Below are 15416 nucleotides of genomic sequence, written 5' to 3' on the forward strand. Positions count from 1 at the left end.
CTCGATCTCGTTTCTTACGTTGTAAGGAATGTTCGTCCAGAGTAGACTTACGCCGTAAGTTTCGTCAAGATGCAGGCCGAAGGGGGGTGGGGTGGATGTCAGGTCGACCTCGGTCGCGAAGCACCGGGCTGACCCGCGCGGCGATCGTCGCGGCGGCCGTCGAGCTCGCCGACCAGGAGGGGATCGCGGCGCTCTCCATGCGGGCCGTGGCCCGCCGTCTGGGGGTGGAGGCGATGTCGCTCTACCACCACGTCGCCAACAAGGAGGCGATCCTCGACGGGATGGTCGACGTCGTGCATGCGGAGTTCCACGCGCCGGTGCCGGGGGCCGAGTGGCGCTCCGAGCTCCGGCGGCGGTCGGTGTCGGCCCGGCAGGCGATCAAGCGGCACCCGTGGGCGCTCGGCCTGATGGACTCGCGCCGCAACTCCGGGTGGGAGACCCTGCTCCACCACGACGCCGTGCTCGGCTGTCTGCGGGAGGCCGGCTTCTCGCTGACCCTGACCGGACATGCCTTCGCGGTCATCGACGCCCATCTCTACGGCTTCCTGCTCCAGGAGCTGGCGCTGCCGTTCGAGCCGGGCGCCGACCTGGCCGCGCTGGGGGAGCAGATCCTGTCGGCGCTCCCGGAGGGTCAGCTGCCCTACTTCCGCGAGTTCACGCTCGAGCAGGCCCTGCAGCCGGGCTACGACTTCGGCGACGAGTTCGAGGTGACGCTCGACCTGGTGCTCGACGCCTTGGCGCGCCGGCTGGCCGAGGAGTCCGACGGCTGATCCGTGGGTCGTCGGGTGCGGCTCCTCGGGGGTCTCACCCGCTTCGTCGGGTGGCGACTACTGGTGCGTACGACGCGCGTGTTGCGTCGTACGCACCAGTAGACGACGAGACGCCGGTCGCCCGACGACGCCGCGTTGCGGATGTCATCCGGAGGGGGCGTGGGGGCGACCGGTCGGTATGACGCCCCACGCGGCCGCTGAACCCCGCCGCCGGCGCCCGGCGTACGACGGCTCAGCCGCGCAGCCGCGCCATCCACGCCTCGACCTCGTCGGCGGCGCGGGGGAGCGAGGCGGACAGGTTGCGCGACCCCTCGGGTGTGACCAGGATGTCGTCCTCGATGCGGATGCCGATGCCGCGCAGCTCCTCGGGGACGAGCAGGTCGTCCTCCTGGAAGTAGAGCCCCGGCTCGACGGTCAGCACCATGCCGGCCGCGAGGACACCCTTGTTGTAGGCCTCCGGCGAGGCGTGCCCACAGTCGTGCACGTCCATGCCGAGCATGTGCGAGGTGCCGTGCAGGGTCCAGCGGGCATAGACCTTCGACTCGGGGTCGAGCGCCTCGTCGGCCGACACCGGCAGCAGCCCCATCGACTCCAGTCCGCGGGCCAGCACCTCCATCGCCGCCTGGTGGGCGGCCAGGAAGGCGGCCCCCGGTCGCACCGCCTCGATGCCGGCGGTCTGCGCGGCCAGCACGAGCTCGTAGAGCTCGCGCTGCAGCGGGGAGTAGCGGCCGTCGACGGGCAGCGTGCGGGTCACGTCGGCGGTGTAGAGGTTGTGCCCCTCCACGCCCATGTCGAGCAGGATCAGCTCGCCCGGGGTGACCGGGCCGGAGTTGTCGATCCAGTGCAGCGTGGTGGCGTGCGAACCGCCGGCGACGATCGAGTCGTAGCCGAGGTCGTTGCCCATCGCCCGGGCCCGGCGGAAGAAGGTGCCCTCGAGCCAGCGCTCACCGAACTCCAGCACCCGGTCCCACTCGCGCACGGAGTCCTCGAAGCCGAGCGCGGTGATGTCGCAGGCCTGCTGCAGCTCGCCGACCTCCCACTCGTCCTTGACCAGACGCATCTCGGAGATGGCCCGGGCGAAGTCGGTGTCGAGCGACTCGTCGCCGGGGACCAGGTGGTCGACCCGCGGGTCCAGGCCGCGGTGCACCCGCGTCTTGCCGGTCCCCTCCAGGGCCGCCGGGAGCTCGTCGAGGTGCCGCACCGGAAGCCCGAGCGACGCGGTCATCTCGCCGAGCGAGGGCCGTCGGCCGGCCCACAGCTCGCCGTACTGCCGGTCGCGGAAGAACTCGTCGGTCTCGCGCGAGGACCGCGGGCGGGCATAGAGCACCGCCTCGCCGTCCTCGACGACGAGCACCGCGTCGGAGGTCTGGTTGCCGGAGAAGTAGGTGTGCGCGGTGTCGGAGCGGAAGCGGTAGTCGGTGTCGTAGGCCCGCACCTTGTAGCCACCCGCGGGCAGCACCAGCCGCTCGCCGGGGAACTGCTCGGCGAGCCGCTGCCGGCGCGCGGCGGCGTAGGGCGCCACGGCGTGCGGTGGCAGGTCGAGCTCGCGATCGCCCCAGCCCTGGCGCATGAACGCCGCCCAGGCATCCGGGACCGTCGGGTCGTGCTGCTCGGTGTTGAGCGTTTGCTCGTGGTGCTCCGGCGGGGTCTCCGCGGGCTCGGTCAGCGTCAGCTCGGCGTCGGTGCCTGGGGTGTCGTCGCTCACCCGGTTCACTGTACGCCGGGGCGCGCCCGCGACACCCGGCACGGGGCCGCCGCTCGGTTAGGCTTCGCCCCATGCCTGCCGCCCCCGCCCCAGGCCCTGCCGTGCCGCGGTCGGGGGTCGGCTTCACGGTCCTGGTGACGGTGCTGTCCGTCCTCGGCGGCGGCCTGATGATGCTGGTGATCGCGCTGTCCGGGGCGCCCGGCACGCTGCTGCTGGCCGCGGCGCTGGCGGCGATCCCGGTGGGCCCGCTGGTCGGCGCGTTCATGTGGCTGGACCGCTACGAGCCGGAGCCGCGCTGGCTGCTGGTCGCGGGGCTGGCGTGGGGCGGCTTCGTCGCGACCGCCGCAGCGATCCTGATCCAGGGCGTCGGCGGCTTCGTGGCCGGGCTCGACCACGACGTGATGCTGGGGGTGGTGGCGCCGGTGACCGAGGAGGCCACGAAGGGCTTCGTCCTGCTGCTGCTCCTGTGGTGGCGCCGGCACGAGATCGACGGCGTCCTCGACGGCATCGTCTATGCCGGCATGGTCGGCATCGGGTTCGCCTTCGTGGAGAACGTCCTCTATCTCGCCGCGGCCTACGACGGCACCGACGGCATGGGCCCCGGCGGCACGGAGGCGCTGACCTGGACCTTCGTCGTGCGCTGCCTGGCGAGTCCGTTCGCCCACCCGCTGTTCACGTCGTTCACCGGCATCGGTGTCGGGATCGCGGTCGCGAGCCGCAGCCCGGCCGTCCGTGTGCTCGCCCCCGTCGGCGGATACGCCCTGGCCGTGCTCGCCCACGCGACCTGGAACGCGTCCACGCTCTACGGCGCCCAGGGCTTCGTGGGCGTCTACGTCGTGGTGATGGCGCCGGTCTTCCTCGGCCTGGTCGGTCTCGCGGTGTGGAGCCGCAGCAGCGAGCGCCGGATGCTCACCGCGGCGCTCTCCGACGCTGCCCAGCGCGGGCTGATCCCGGCCACCGACATCGGCTGGGTGGTCGACCTGACGGCGCGCCGCCGGGCCCGCGCCTGGGCCCGCGAGCGGGGCGGCGCGGAGGGCGAGCGGGCGATGCGCGCCTACCAGCAGGCGGCGATCGAGCTCGGTTTCCTGCATCATCGTTATCTGAGAGGCACACCCCCGCCCGACTTCGCCGCGCGGGGACAGCACTACGTTGGACGGATCGCGGCCGCGAGGCCGTACATCTCCTTCCCCGGACAGGTGGTACCCACCCGATGAGCGACATCCACGGCGTTCCCGAGCCGCGGCAGGACGCCGGCCTGGAGGCCACGCAGATGCTGACCGCCCTGGTCAGGCTTCGGGGCGCGCTCCAGCAGGCCCGGCTGCCGCTGGCCGTGCCGGGCGCCGACGAGCAGCGCGACGCGCAGTCCGAGATGGTCGACCAGCTCGAGGACTACGTCATCCCGCGGCTGATGACGATCGACGCGCCGATGCTCACCGTGGTCGGCGGCTCCACCGGCGCCGGCAAGTCCACGCTCGTCAACTCGCTGGTCGGACGGCGGGTCACCGAGCCCGGCGTCCTCCGGCCGACGACCCGGTCTCCGGTCCTGGTCCACCACCCCGACGATGCCCGCTGGTTCGGCCAGGACCGGCTGCTGCCCGACCTGGAGCGGGTCGCCCACTCCACCAACGACCCCGGCGCCCTCCAGCTGGTGCCCTCCGACAGCGTGCCCCGCGGGCTGGCGATCCTCGACGCACCCGACATCGACTCGGTCGAGGAGCGCAACCGGACCCTGGCCGCCCAGCTGCTCGCCGCCGCCGACCTGTGGCTGTTCGTCACCTCGGCCGCGCGGTACGCCGACCAGGTGCCGTGGGACTTCCTGCGCAAGGCCGCCGAGCGCAGCGCCGCGGTGGCGATCGTGCTCGACCGCACCCCCGACGAGGCCGTCGAGACCGTCTCGGCCCACCTCGCGCGGATGCTCGCCAGCCGCGGTCTGAAGGACTCCCCGATGTTCATCGTCCGGGAGGGGCCCATCGACGACGACGGGCTGCTCCCCGCGGGTTTCGTCGGCGACATCAGGGGCTGGTTGGAGTCGCTGGCCGCCGACACCACGGCCCGGGGTGCGGTGGTCAAGCAGACGCTCGACGGCGCGATCCGCACCCTCGCCTGGCGCACCCACAGCGTCGCCGACGCCGCCGCGGAGCAGACCGAGGTGGTGCACCGGCTGCGCGGCGACGTCGACAAGGCCTACGACCAGGCCATCGACGCCGTCGCCGTCGCCTCCGCCGACGGCACCCTGCTGCGCGGCGAGGTGCTGGCGCGCTGGCAGGAGTTCGTCGGCACCGGCGAGCTGCTGCGCTCCCTGGAAACCCGCATCGGCGCGCTGCGCGACCGCATCGTCAACTCCCTCAAGGGTCGGCCGGCCCAGGCCGAGCGGGTGACCGTGGCGGTCGAGTCCGGCCTCGAGTCGCTGATCCTCGAGCACGCCGAGGCGGCCGCCGAGCGCGCCGAGGCCTCGTGGCAGTCGCTCGCCTCGGGCCAGGCGCTGCTGGCGGACGCGGGCGAGGACCTCGGCCGGGCCTCCCGCGACTTCCGGCGCCGCGCGGAGCGAGCCGTTCGCGAGTGGCAGCAGGACCTCCTCGACATGATCCGCACGGAGGGTGCTGACAAGCGCACCACCGCGCGCTTCATGGCCTACGGCGTCAACGGGCTCTCGGTGGCGCTGATGGTCGTCGTCTTCGCGCACACCGCCGGTCTGACCGGCGCCGAGGTCGGCATCGCGGGCGGCAGCGCCGTGGTCGGGCAGAAGCTCCTCGAGGCGGTGTTCGGCGACCAGGCGGTCCGCGAGCTCGCCGCCCGCGCCCAGGCGCAGCTCCAGGAGCGGGTGGCGGCGTTGCTGGCCGGCGAGCGGGCCCGCTACCTCGACCTCCTCGACAGTCTGCAGATCACCGACGACGCCGCCGACCAGCTGCGTGCGGCGGCCCGCCGGATCGACGACCTGCGGTTCGCCGCCCAGGGAGCGCCCACCGGGCTCGACGACGGCAGCGAGCGCGCGCCAGTCTGAGCATTCTGGACCCGACCCCCTAGGGTGATCCCTGAGGCACCCGAGGGTCGGGTGTGCGGCGTTGCTTGAGGGAGACCATGACGTCCTTGCTCGAAGGAGCAAAGAAGCTGGTGACTCGGGGCACCGACCTGGGCGCCCGGGTCGCGGCACTCGAAGCCGCCGCCGACGCTTCACGAGGACGGCTCGACGACTCCCTGGTCGCGGAGGCCGACACGATCGTGGAGCGGGCGGCCGGCCGGATGCGGCTGTCCGCCGAGCACACGGTCGTCGGCATCGCCGGGGCCACCGGCTCCGGCAAGTCGTCGACGTTCAACGCCCTGACCGGGCTCGACCTCTCCTCGGTCGGCGTACGCCGCCCCACGACGTCGTGGGCCAGCGCGTGCATCTGGGGGCAGGAGGGTGCCGAGGAGCTGCTCGAGTGGCTCGGCATCCCGCCGCGTCACCAGACGATGCGCGACTCCATGCTCGACACCGGACGCGAGGACCAGGCGCTGCAGGGCGTGGTGCTCCTCGACCTCCCCGACCACGACTCCACCGAGGTCTCCCATCACCTCGAGGTCGACCGGCTGGTCGTCCTCGCCGACCTGCTGGTCTGGGTGCTCGACCCGCAGAAGTACGCCGACGCCGCCATCCACGACCGCTACTTCGCGCCCCTGGCCAGCCACCGTGACGTGATGGTCGTCGTGCTCAACCACATCGACACCGTGCCGGCCGACAAGCGCGACTCGATGATCGCCGACGTACGCCGGCTGCTCGCCGCCGACGGTCTCGACGGGGTGCCGGTGATCGCGATCTCCGCCCGCCAGGGCGAGGGCGTCGACGAGCTGCGCGAGCTGATCGCCGCCCGGGTCGCGAGCAAGAAGGCCAACCGGGCCCGCACCGAGGCCGACATCAAGGCGACCGCGCGCCGGCTCGACGAGGCGACCGGTTCCGCCAAGACCCGCTCCCTCTCCGACGAGCGGGTGGCCGCGCTCGACGACGCGCTGGCCGATGCGGCCGGCGTGCCCACGGTGGTCGAGGCGGTCGAGAAGTCCACCCGGATGCGCGCCAACCGAGCCACCGGCTGGCCCCTGGTCGCCTGGGTCAGCAAGCTCAAGCCCGACCCGCTCAAGCGGCTCCACCTCGACCTCGGCGCGGTCGGCAAGCAGCTCACCGGCACGGCCCGCACCTCGATGCCCAAGCCCACCCAGATGCAGCAGGCACGCGTCGACACCGAGGTCCGGGCACTGGCCGAGGACGTCTCCCGCGGCATGGCGCACCCCTGGGCCGCGGCGGTGCGGCACGCCTCGACCTCGCGGCTCGACGACCTCCACGACCGTCTCGACGCGGCACTCGCCCGCACCGACCTCGGCGCGGACCGGATCCCCGTCTGGGCCGGTCTGCTCCGGGTCGTCCAGTGGCTGCTGATCCTGACCGCGGTGGCCGGACTGGGGTGGTACGCCCTGGTCGCGGCCAGCTCCTACGTCAACGTCCCCGACCCGGGCACGCCCTCCTGGCAGGGCGTGGCCGTGCCGCTGCTGATGGTGGCGGGCGGCATCGGGGCCGGCATCCTGCTGGCGCTCCTGGCCCGGGTGCTGGTCGCGCTGACCGCCCGCAAGCGGGCTCGGGTTGCCGACGCCCGCCTGCGCGGCGCCATCAACGAGGTCTCCCAGGAGCTGGTCGTCGAGCCGATCGCGGCCGAGCTGGCGGCCTACCAGCAGGTCCGCGACAACCTCGCCGTGGCGCTGCGCTGACACCTGCGCGACCCGCCGGCGGCGCGGTGCCGACCCGGTGGCGGCTGAGTGGGGACGTGCCGGATTCCGTCCCCAGGCCGCTGTCGGGACCGCTTCTCCCCAGGCCGCCCCGCGACCGCCTCGCGTCGCGGTCGCCGGCGAGCAGGCTGGCTGCCAGCGGGCACCCGGCCCGCGGACGGGCAGAGGAGCGAGAGATGAACGACACCCAGATCACCTTCTGCGGATGGGTCGGCAGCGAGGTCACGGTGGCCGAGGTCGCGCCGGGGGTGCCGGTGGCCACCTTCCGGGTCGGCACCACGCCGCGGCGCTTCCGCAGCGGCAGCTGGGAGAACGGCCCCACGTCGTGGTTCACGGTCAAGGCCTGGCGGCGGCTGGCCGAGCACGTGCGCGCCTGCGTGAGCAGCGGCGACCCGGTCGTCGTCCAGGGGCGGTTGGTCGCCGACGTGTGGAAGCGCGAGGACGGCACCACCAGCACCCGCTATGTCGTGGTGGCGCACTCGGTCGGCCACGACCTCAACCTCGGCACCAGCGTCTTCTCGCGCACGGCCAGGCGTGAGCAGGCCGGCGTCGACGAGTCGGCGGTCCGCGAGGTGATCCACTCCTACGACGAGACCGGCCCCGACCTCGACGCCGACGGGCAGGTCGTCGCCCCGGCCGAGAAGGAGCCCGAGAAGGAGCCGAGACGTCGACCGAGAGGTCGACCGAGTCAGGCGCGGCGGAGCGGGCCGCCTGAGCGCCGGGCCGGTCGGTCCGGGCTCGCTCGCCGAATCGGCCGGTGGCCGGCACCCCCCTTACGCTGGGCGCATCATGGCTGACTACATCTTCACGCTGCGCAACGTGCGCAAGGCCCACGGCGACAAGGTCGTCCTCGACAACGTCACCCTGTCGTTCCTGCACGGCGCCAAGATCGGCGTGGTGGGCCCCAACGGCACCGGCAAGTCCTCGCTGCTCAAGATCATGGCGGGGCTCGACCAGCCCAACAACGGCGACGCGATCCTCGACCCCGAGGCGACCGTGGGGATGCTCCAGCAGGAGCCGCCGCTGACCGAGGGCCGCACCGTCCAGGAGAACGTCGAGGAGGCCGTCCACGAGATCAAGGCCAAGCTCGACCGCTTCAACCAGGTCTCGGAGGAGCTGGCCGACCCCGACGCCGACTACGACAAGCTGCTCGCCGAGATGGGCGACCTGCAGACCGACCTCGACCACGCGGGGGCGTGGGACCTCGACAGCCGCCTGGACCAGGCGATGGACGCGCTGCGCTGCCCGCCCGGCGACGTACTGGTCGACAACCTGTCCGGTGGTGAGCGGCGCCGGGTGGCGCTGTGCAAGCTGCTGCTCCAGCAGCCCGACCTGCTGCTCCTCGACGAGCCCACGAACCACCTCGACGCCGAGTCGGTGCAATGGCTGGAGGGCCACCTCGCGTCCTACCCCGGCGCGGTCCTCGCCGTGACCCACGACCGCTACTTCCTCGACAACGTCGCCCAGTGGATCCTCGAGCTCGACCGCGGCAAGACGCACCCCTACGAGGGCAACTACTCCACCTACCTGGAGACCAAGAAGGAGCGCCTCAAGATCGAGGGCGCCAAGGACGCCAAGCGCGCCAAGATGCTCGAGCGCGAGCTCGACTGGGTGCGCTCCAACCCCAAGGCCCGCCAGGCCAAGAGCAAGGCCCGGCTGCAGCGCTACGAGGAGCTGGCGGCGGAGGCCGACCGCAACCGCAAGATCGACACCGCCGAGATCAACATCCCGGCCGGGCCTCGGCTCGGCGACGTGGTGCTGGAGGCCGACGACCTCGGCAAGGGCTTCGGCGACCGGCCGCTGATGCACGACCTGTCCTTCAAGCTGCCCCGTGCCGGCATCGTCGGCGTGATCGGTCCCAACGGCGTCGGCAAGACCACGCTGTTCCGGATGATCACCGGGCAGGAGCAGCCCGACGAGGGAGAGCTCAAGCTCGGCCAGACCGTGAAGATCTCCTACGTCGACCAGAGCCGGGGCGGCATCGACCCCCAGAAGAACGTCTGGGAGGTCGTCTCCGACGGCCTCGACCACATCAAGGTCGCCAACTTCGAGATGCCGTCGCGCGCCTACGTCGCGTCGTTCGGCTTCAAGGGACCCGACCAGCAGAAGAAGGCGGGCGTGCTGTCCGGGGGCGAGCGCAACCGCCTCAACCTGGCACTGACCCTCAAGATGGGCGGCAACCTGCTGCTCCTCGACGAGCCCACCAACGACCTCGACGTCGAGACGTTGCAGTCGCTCGAGGACGCGCTGCTGGAGTTCCCGGGCTGCGCGGTGGTCACCTCCCACGACCGGTGGTTCCTCGACCGGGTCGCCACCCACATCCTCGCCTGGGAGGGCGATGACGAGGACGAGGCGAAGTGGTTCTGGTTCGAGGGCAACTTCGACGCCTACGAGCAGAACAAGATCGAGCGCCTCGGGGCCGAGGCGGCGCGTCCGCACCGGGTCACCCACCGCCGCCTCACCCGCGACTGACCCGCGCGCCGACCCCCGAACCGGTCCTCCGGTTCCTACACTGACCCCATGACCGGGGGAACACAGTGGCTCGATGAGTCCCAGCAACGCTCGTGGCGAGCCCTGCTGGTCGGCATGACGCTGCTCAGCGACCGCCTCGAGGACGAGCTGCGCGCGGCCCACGGGCTCTCACTCGCCGAGTACGAGATCCTGGTGCGGCTCTCCGAGGGCGAGGGCCGCCAGCTGCGGATGGCCCAGCTGGCCGGGGCGATGGCCCACAGTCGCAGCCGGATCACCCACACCGTGAGCCGGATGGAGAAGCAGGGGCTGGTCGAGCGCTGCGAGACCCCCGACGACCGGCGCGGCGTCCTGGCCCGGCTGACGCCGAAGGGCTGGGAGCTGCTGGTCGCCGCGGCGCACACCCACGTGACCGGCGTCCGCAACCACCTGGTCGACCTGGCCACCCCCGAGGACTTCGAGGCCCTCGGCCGGGTGATGGACGCCGTGGCCGACCAGCTCGTCGTCGGCCACCCGGAGATGGACATCCGGCAGTAGCCCGCGGCGCGGGCCCGCCCCTCAGCCGAGGCGCTCCAGGATCAGCGCCATGCCCTGGCCGCCGCCGACGCACATGGTGATCAGGCCGGTGCTCTTGTCGTGCCAGTCGAGCGAGTTGAGCATGGTGTTCTGCAGGCGGGCACCGGTCATGCCGAACGGGTGGCCGACCGCGATCGCGCCGCCGTTGACGTTGAGCCGGTCGAGGTCGATGCCGAGATCCTGGTACGACGGCACGACCTGCGCCGCGAACGCCTCGTTGATCTCCACGAGGTCGATGTCGCCGATGGCTCATCCCCGCGTGCGCGAGCGCGCGCTGGGTCGCCTCGACCGGGCCGAGCCCCATGATCTCCGGCGAGAGGCCGGAGACCCCGGTGGCCACGATCCGGGCCAGGGGAGTGAGGCCGAGCTCGGCGGCCTTGGTGTCGGACATGATCACGACCGCGGCCGCGCCGTCGTTGAGCGCGCAGCAGTTGCCCGCCGTGACCACCCCGTCGGGCCGGAACACCGGCTGCAGCTGCGACACCGCCTCGTAGGTCACGCCGGCCCGGGGGCCGTCGTCGCCGGTCACCAGGGTGCCGTCCGGCGCGGTCACCGGCGTGATCTCGCGCTCCCAGAACCCGTCGGCGATCGCCTTCTCGGCCAGGTTCTGCGAGCGGACGCCGAACTCGTCGAGCTCCTGGCGTGACAGCCCACGCATCCGAGCGACGTTCTCGGCGGTCTGTCCCATCGCGATGTAGACGTCGGGCAGCCGGCCGTCTTCTCGCGGGTCGTGCCAGTCCTGGCCGCCCTGGGCCAGCTCGGCGGTCCGGGCGACCGCGTCGGCGAAGCGGGGGTTCTCGGTGTCGGGCCAGGTGTCGGAGGTGCCGTGGCCGAAGCGGGACACGGTCTCGACGCCGGCGGAGACGAAGACGTCGCCCTCGCCCGCCTTGATGGCGTGGAAGGCCATGCGGGTCGTCTGCACCGACGAGGCGCAGTAGCGGGTCACGGTGGCACCGGGCACCGAGTCCATCCCGTTGAGGATGTTGACCACCCGCGCCATGTTGAACCCGGACTCGCCCCCGGGGAGCCCGCAGCCGAGGTAGAGGTCGTCGATCGCCTCCGGGTCCAGCGCGGGCACCTTGTCGAGCGCCGCCCGGACGATGGTCGCGGCCAGGTCGTCGGGGCGCAGGTCCTTCAGCGAGCCCTTGCCGGCCCGGCCGATGGGCGAGCGGGCGGCGGAGACGATCACGGCCTCGGGCATGGGAACCTCCGGGGAGACGGGCCACCCGGACGTTCCGAGGCGACTGTCGCCCACCCTAGTCCCGTGTCGGGAGCCGACCACCCGCTCCGTGGGTGAGCATCCTCACGCGGTGAAGATGCCCGCGAAGACCAGCGCGAGGTGCTGCTCAAGCTCGGTGCGACGACGCGCGGCGGGGCGCAGCAGCGCCGCCAGCAGGACGCCGTACGACGCCGAGACCAGGGCCTCCGCCCGCTCCCGTGCGCGGTCGTGTCCGTTCTGCTGCAGCGACGTCGCCACCACGCCGACGAGGTCCTCCCGCCAGCCGGCCAGCACCGCGGCCAGCTCGTCGTCGCGGGTGGCCTCGAGGGTCAGCTCCAGCAGGCAACGCAGCAGGTCGGACGAGCCGAGCCAGCGCGCGAACAGACCGGTCGTGAGCTCGGTCGCCCGGTCCACGTCACCGGGGGTGTCCCGCATGTTGCACGAGAGGTCCTCGACGTCCGTGGTCAGCTGCCGGGCCACCTGTCCGGCCAGAGCGTGCTGCAACGCCTGCCGGGTGCGGAAGTAGGCCGAGCAGGTGCCCTCGGGCAGGCCGGCCTCCCGGTCGACGGCGCGATGGGTGAGCCCGCGCAGACCGTGGGCTGCGGTGACCGTGAGGGCCGCGTCGAGCAGCTCGCGCCGACGCGGCGTCAGCACCGTGGGCGAGTCGGGCACGTCGGGTGGGTCCCCTCTCTGGAACGCCTCGGTGGGCGCGTCGTGACTGCGAGCGACGCGACGGACGTGACCGCGGCCACGTCGGAGCGCGGAAGCAAGACTAGCGATCCGGTGTTCTACAGATGTAGAGTCTACAAATGTAGAAACCCGAAAGGAGACCTGTCATGGTCATCGACCTGCTCCCCGGACTCACCTGGGTCCTGATCGCCCTCTTCTCGATCGCGGCACTCACCGCGGCCCTCACCGTCGGGGTCGTCGTCAGCGACCTGCTGCGCCACCGCGCGACCCGGGTGGCTCGCCACGAGTCGATCCCCGCCTACTACCGCCACCTCGTCCTCGCCCACTGACCCGGGCGGCTCCCGGCGGTCCGGCCCGCAGGCGGCGAGGCCACCTCGGCGCGGGGTCTGCCACCATCGGAGCGTGCGCCACGTCTACGAGTGTCCCGTCCGATGGGCCGACCTCGACCTGCTCGGGCACGTCAACAACGTGGTCTATGTCGACTACCTGCAGGAGGCCAGGGTCGACATGCTGCGGGTCCACGCACCCGACCGGCGGGTCGACGACCTGGCCGAGGGGGTGGTCGTGGTCCGGCACGAGGTCAGCTATCTGGCGCCGCTGGACTTCCGGTTCCGGCCGGTGCGCATCGAGTGCTGGGTCACCGAGATCCGGGCGGCCTCCTTCACCATCGCCTACGAGGTCGTCGACGACACCGACAGCGGCCGGACGACCTACCTGCGGGCGACCACGGTGCTCACGCCGTACGTCTTCGGCACCGAGCGCCCGCGCCGACTGACCGACGACGAGCGGGCCGGCCTCCAGCGGTTCTACGAGCCCGGTGAGCGCGTCGCCCGCGCGCCGCGGCCGGTCGTGCCGCGCCGCCCGGAGGCGCACTACGACATGCACGTCCGCTTCTCCGACGTCGACGTCTACGGCCACGTCAACAACGTGAAGTACTTCGAGTACTTCCAGGAGGCCCGGATCGCGATGATGTCGCGCCTCGCCGAGGGGCTGACCGAGCGGGCGGTCTACTCGGTCCCCGGCTCGGGTGGGTTGCGATCGGTGGTCGCGCAGATCGACGTGGACTACCACGTGCCGATCCTGTTCCGCCGGGACAGCTATGACCTGTGGACCCAGGTGGAGCGGGTGGGCACCACCTCGATGACGCTGGTCGCCGAGATCTGCGACGGCGAGACGGTGCTGTCCCGTGCCCGGGTGGTCGTCGTGTTCTGGGACAGCGAGGCGCAGCGGCCGACCCGCCCGCCCGAGGCGCTGAGGGAGCGGCTGGTGGCGCTGTCGGACGACCCTGGCTCAGCCGGCTGACTCGTCCATCGCGTTGACCATGAACATCGCGGCGTGGTGGGCGTACTCCCAGAACCGCTGGTCCTGCTCCGGCGTCAGCCCGGCGGCGTCGAGGCCGGCGCGGAAGTGGTGCAGCCAGCGGTCCCGCGCGTGCGGTGTCACGGCATAGGGCGCGTGCCGCATCCGCAGCCGCGGGTGGCCGCGGCGCTCGGAGTACGTCGTGGGGCCGCCCCAGTACTGCGCCAGGAACAACGTGAGTCGCTCCTCGGCCGGACCGAGGTCGGCCTCGGGGTAGAGCGGGCGGAGCGTCTCGTCCTCGGCCACGCCGGCGTAGAACGCCGACACGATGGTGCGGATGGTCTCCATGCCGCCGATCTCGTCGTAGAACGTGGTCACGCGTCCATTCTGCCGATCCGGCACTGGGGTCCGGCGCCGGGGCGTGCCAGACTCGCCGCAGGCGGTCCCGAGGGGTCTGCCGCAGCCGACCGCCACCGTCGAAGGGAGCCGCTGATGGCCACCACCCGCACCGCCGACACGCACTGGGAGGGCAACCTGATGCAGGGCGCCGGCCAGGTGACGCTGGCCTCCTCCGGGCTCGGGACCTACGACGTCTCGTGGCCGGCGCGTGCCGAGGCGCCCGGCGGCCTGACCAGTCCCGAGGAGCTGATCGCGGCCGCTCACTCGGCGTGCTACTCGATGGCGCTGTCCCACGGTCTCGACCAGGCCGGGACCCCGCCGACCTCGCTGGACACCAAGGCCGAGGTGACCTTCCAGCCCGGCGAGGGGATCACCGGCATCCACCTGTCCGTGGTGGGCACGGTGCCCGGCCTGTCGGCGGAGGACTTCGCCGCCGCCGCCGCGGACGCCAAGGCCAACTGCCCGGTCAGCGCGGCGCTGACCGGCACCACGATCACGCTCGACGCCCGGCTCGCCTGACCGAGCCCGCCTGACCGAGCCCGCCTGCTGCCGAGCAGCGGCGAGGTCAGCCGTCGCCCGCCGCTCCGGTGGCCGCCGCCTCGGTGTCGTCGGCCTTGTCGTCGCCGGCCTTGTCGTGACCGGCCTCGGCGTCGGTGTCGTCGGTCTCGGACCGCTGCCACACCACCCGCTGCGGGAACGGGATCTCGATGCCCTCGTGGTCGAAGCGCGCCTTGATCCGCTCCCGCATCACCCGGGCCACCCGCCACTGCTCCAGGGGCGCGGTCTTGAGGGTCACCCGGACCGTCACCGCGTCGGCGGCGAGGTCCTCCACCCCCCACACCTCGGGCTCCTCGATGATCACGCCCTGGAACTCGTCGTCCTCCCACAGCGTGTGGGCCACCTCTTCGAGGATGCGGCGCACCCGGGACAGGTCCTCGCCGTAGGCGACGCCGATGTCGAGCACACTGCGCGCCCAGTTTTGGCTCTTGTTGCCGATCCGGATGATCTCGCCGTTGCGGACGTACCACACCGTGCCGTCGACGTCGCGCAGCCGGGTGACCCGCAGGCCGACGGCCTCCACGGTGCCGGTGGCCTCGCCGGCGTCGACCACGTCGCCGACGCCGTACTGGTCCTCGAAGATCATGAAGATGCCGGACAGGAAGTCCTTGACCAGGCTCTGGGCACCGAACCCGAGGGCCACGCCCGCGATGCCGGCGCTGGCCAGGATCGGGCCGATGTCGACGAACTCGCTGAGGATCATCGTGCCGACGACCGCCACGATGACGGCGCTGATGATGCTCTTGAACAGGCTGCCCATGGTCCGCGCCCGCTGCACCCTCCGCGTGGGGTCGGTGCTGAGCTGGGTGAGCCGGTCGGGGAGCACGCCCTCCTCGGCCCGGCGGACCAGCCGGTCCACGGCCCGGTAGAGGAGGAACCTCGCGACCAGGCCGAGCATCATCAGGAGGATGACGGTCAGCGGCCAGCCGACCACGAAATGGCCCACCTCTTCCCAGGTCATGCGGGCCAGTATGGCGGG

14 protein-coding genes and 1 pseudogene are annotated in these 15416 nt (G+C 72.3%); 10 read left to right on the top strand and 5 right to left on the bottom strand.

Going from position 1 to position 15416, the window contains the following annotated elements; translation table 11 throughout:
- Positions 1–95: 95 nt before the first annotated feature.
- Positions 96–770 (top strand): TetR/AcrR family transcriptional regulator C-terminal domain-containing protein, encoded by a 675-nt coding sequence (locus tag R2740_RS13920; RefSeq protein WP_371303291.1) that lies wholly within the window; start codon positions 96–98, stop codon positions 768–770.
- Between the two features lie 232 nt (positions 771–1002).
- Here the strand turns inward: R2740_RS13920 and R2740_RS13925 are convergent, their stop codons facing one another.
- Positions 1003–2475, bottom strand: coding sequence for an aminopeptidase P family protein (locus R2740_RS13925; protein WP_371303292.1), 1473 nt, complete (start codon positions 2473–2475; stop codon positions 1003–1005).
- A 71-nt stretch (positions 2476–2546) separates the two neighbouring features.
- Here R2740_RS13925 and R2740_RS13930 point away from each other — a divergent pair, with 71 nt between their 5' ends.
- From R2740_RS13930 to R2740_RS13955, 6 genes are all read left to right on the top strand, one after another.
- Positions 2547–3689, top strand: coding sequence for a PrsW family intramembrane metalloprotease (locus R2740_RS13930; protein ID WP_371303293.1), 1143 nt, complete (start codon positions 2547–2549; stop codon positions 3687–3689).
- Positions 3686–5476 carry a dynamin family protein gene (locus R2740_RS13935; RefSeq protein ID WP_371303294.1) on the top strand — a complete coding sequence of 597 codons (1791 nt, stop codon included), beginning with the start codon at positions 3686–3688 and terminating at the stop codon, positions 5474–5476. The genes R2740_RS13930 and R2740_RS13935 overlap by 4 nt, the downstream gene beginning before the upstream one ends.
- Positions 5477–5553: 77 nt before the next feature.
- The gene (locus tag R2740_RS13940; protein ID WP_371303295.1) at positions 5554–7209 is read left to right on the top strand and encodes a GTPase; all 1656 of its coding nucleotides are present in this window, start codon (positions 5554–5556) and stop codon (positions 7207–7209) included.
- A gap of 194 nt (positions 7210–7403) precedes the next feature.
- The gene (locus R2740_RS13945; protein WP_371303296.1) at positions 7404–8024 is read left to right on the top strand and encodes a single-stranded DNA-binding protein; all 621 of its coding nucleotides are present in this window, start codon (positions 7404–7406) and stop codon (positions 8022–8024) included.
- Positions 8017–9699, top strand: a complete 1683-nt coding sequence (gene ettA, locus R2740_RS13950; RefSeq protein WP_371303297.1) for an energy-dependent translational throttle protein EttA — start codon at positions 8017–8019, stop codon at positions 9697–9699. Before R2740_RS13945 ends, ettA begins: the two co-directional genes overlap by 8 nt.
- A gap of 48 nt (positions 9700–9747) precedes the next feature.
- A complete protein-coding gene (locus R2740_RS13955) occupies positions 9748–10233 on the top strand; it encodes a MarR family winged helix-turn-helix transcriptional regulator (protein WP_371303298.1) in 486 nt (161 codons plus the stop codon).
- Positions 10234–10254: 21 nt separating this feature from the next.
- Here the strand turns inward: R2740_RS13955 and R2740_RS13960 are convergent.
- Both R2740_RS13960 and R2740_RS13965 read right to left on the bottom strand, forming a co-directional pair.
- A pseudogene (locus R2740_RS13960) lies at positions 10255–11473 on the bottom strand (acetyl-CoA C-acetyltransferase).
- 102 nt (positions 11474–11575) lie between these two features.
- On the bottom strand, positions 11576–12163 hold the full coding sequence (locus R2740_RS13965; protein WP_371303299.1) for a TetR/AcrR family transcriptional regulator: 588 nt from the start codon (positions 12161–12163) through the stop codon (positions 11576–11578).
- 164 nt (positions 12164–12327) lie between these two features.
- Between R2740_RS13965 and R2740_RS13970 the strand changes: the two genes are divergently transcribed.
- Together R2740_RS13970 and R2740_RS13975 are read left to right on the top strand one after the other, a co-directional pair.
- Positions 12328–12510 (top strand): hypothetical protein, encoded by a 183-nt coding sequence (locus R2740_RS13970; protein WP_371303300.1) that lies wholly within the window; start codon positions 12328–12330, stop codon positions 12508–12510.
- Positions 12511–12583: 73 nt separating this feature from the next.
- Positions 12584–13483: an acyl-CoA thioesterase gene (locus tag R2740_RS13975; RefSeq protein ID WP_371303301.1), complete on the top strand. Its 900-nt coding sequence runs from the start codon at positions 12584–12586 to the stop codon at positions 13481–13483.
- Here R2740_RS13975 and R2740_RS13980 read toward each other — a convergent pair.
- Positions 13472–13858: a globin gene (locus R2740_RS13980; protein WP_371303302.1), complete on the bottom strand. Its 387-nt coding sequence runs from the start codon at positions 13856–13858 to the stop codon at positions 13472–13474. The genes R2740_RS13975 and R2740_RS13980 overlap by 12 nt on opposite strands.
- Before the next feature lie 114 nt (positions 13859–13972).
- Between R2740_RS13980 and R2740_RS13985 the strand changes: the two genes are divergently transcribed.
- Positions 13973–14398: an OsmC family peroxiredoxin gene (locus tag R2740_RS13985; protein ID WP_371303303.1), complete on the top strand. Its 426-nt coding sequence runs from the start codon at positions 13973–13975 to the stop codon at positions 14396–14398.
- 46 nt (positions 14399–14444) lie between these two features.
- Here R2740_RS13985 and R2740_RS13990 read toward each other — a convergent pair whose 3' ends face one another.
- Positions 14445–15398, bottom strand: a complete 954-nt coding sequence (locus R2740_RS13990) for a mechanosensitive ion channel family protein (protein WP_371303304.1) — start codon at positions 15396–15398, stop codon at positions 14445–14447.
- Positions 15399–15416 lie beyond the last annotated feature (18 nt).

The organism is Nocardioides sp. (assembly GCF_041393715.1).
In the GTDB taxonomy this organism is placed as follows: Bacteria; Actinomycetota; Actinomycetes; order Propionibacteriales; family Nocardioidaceae; genus Nocardioides.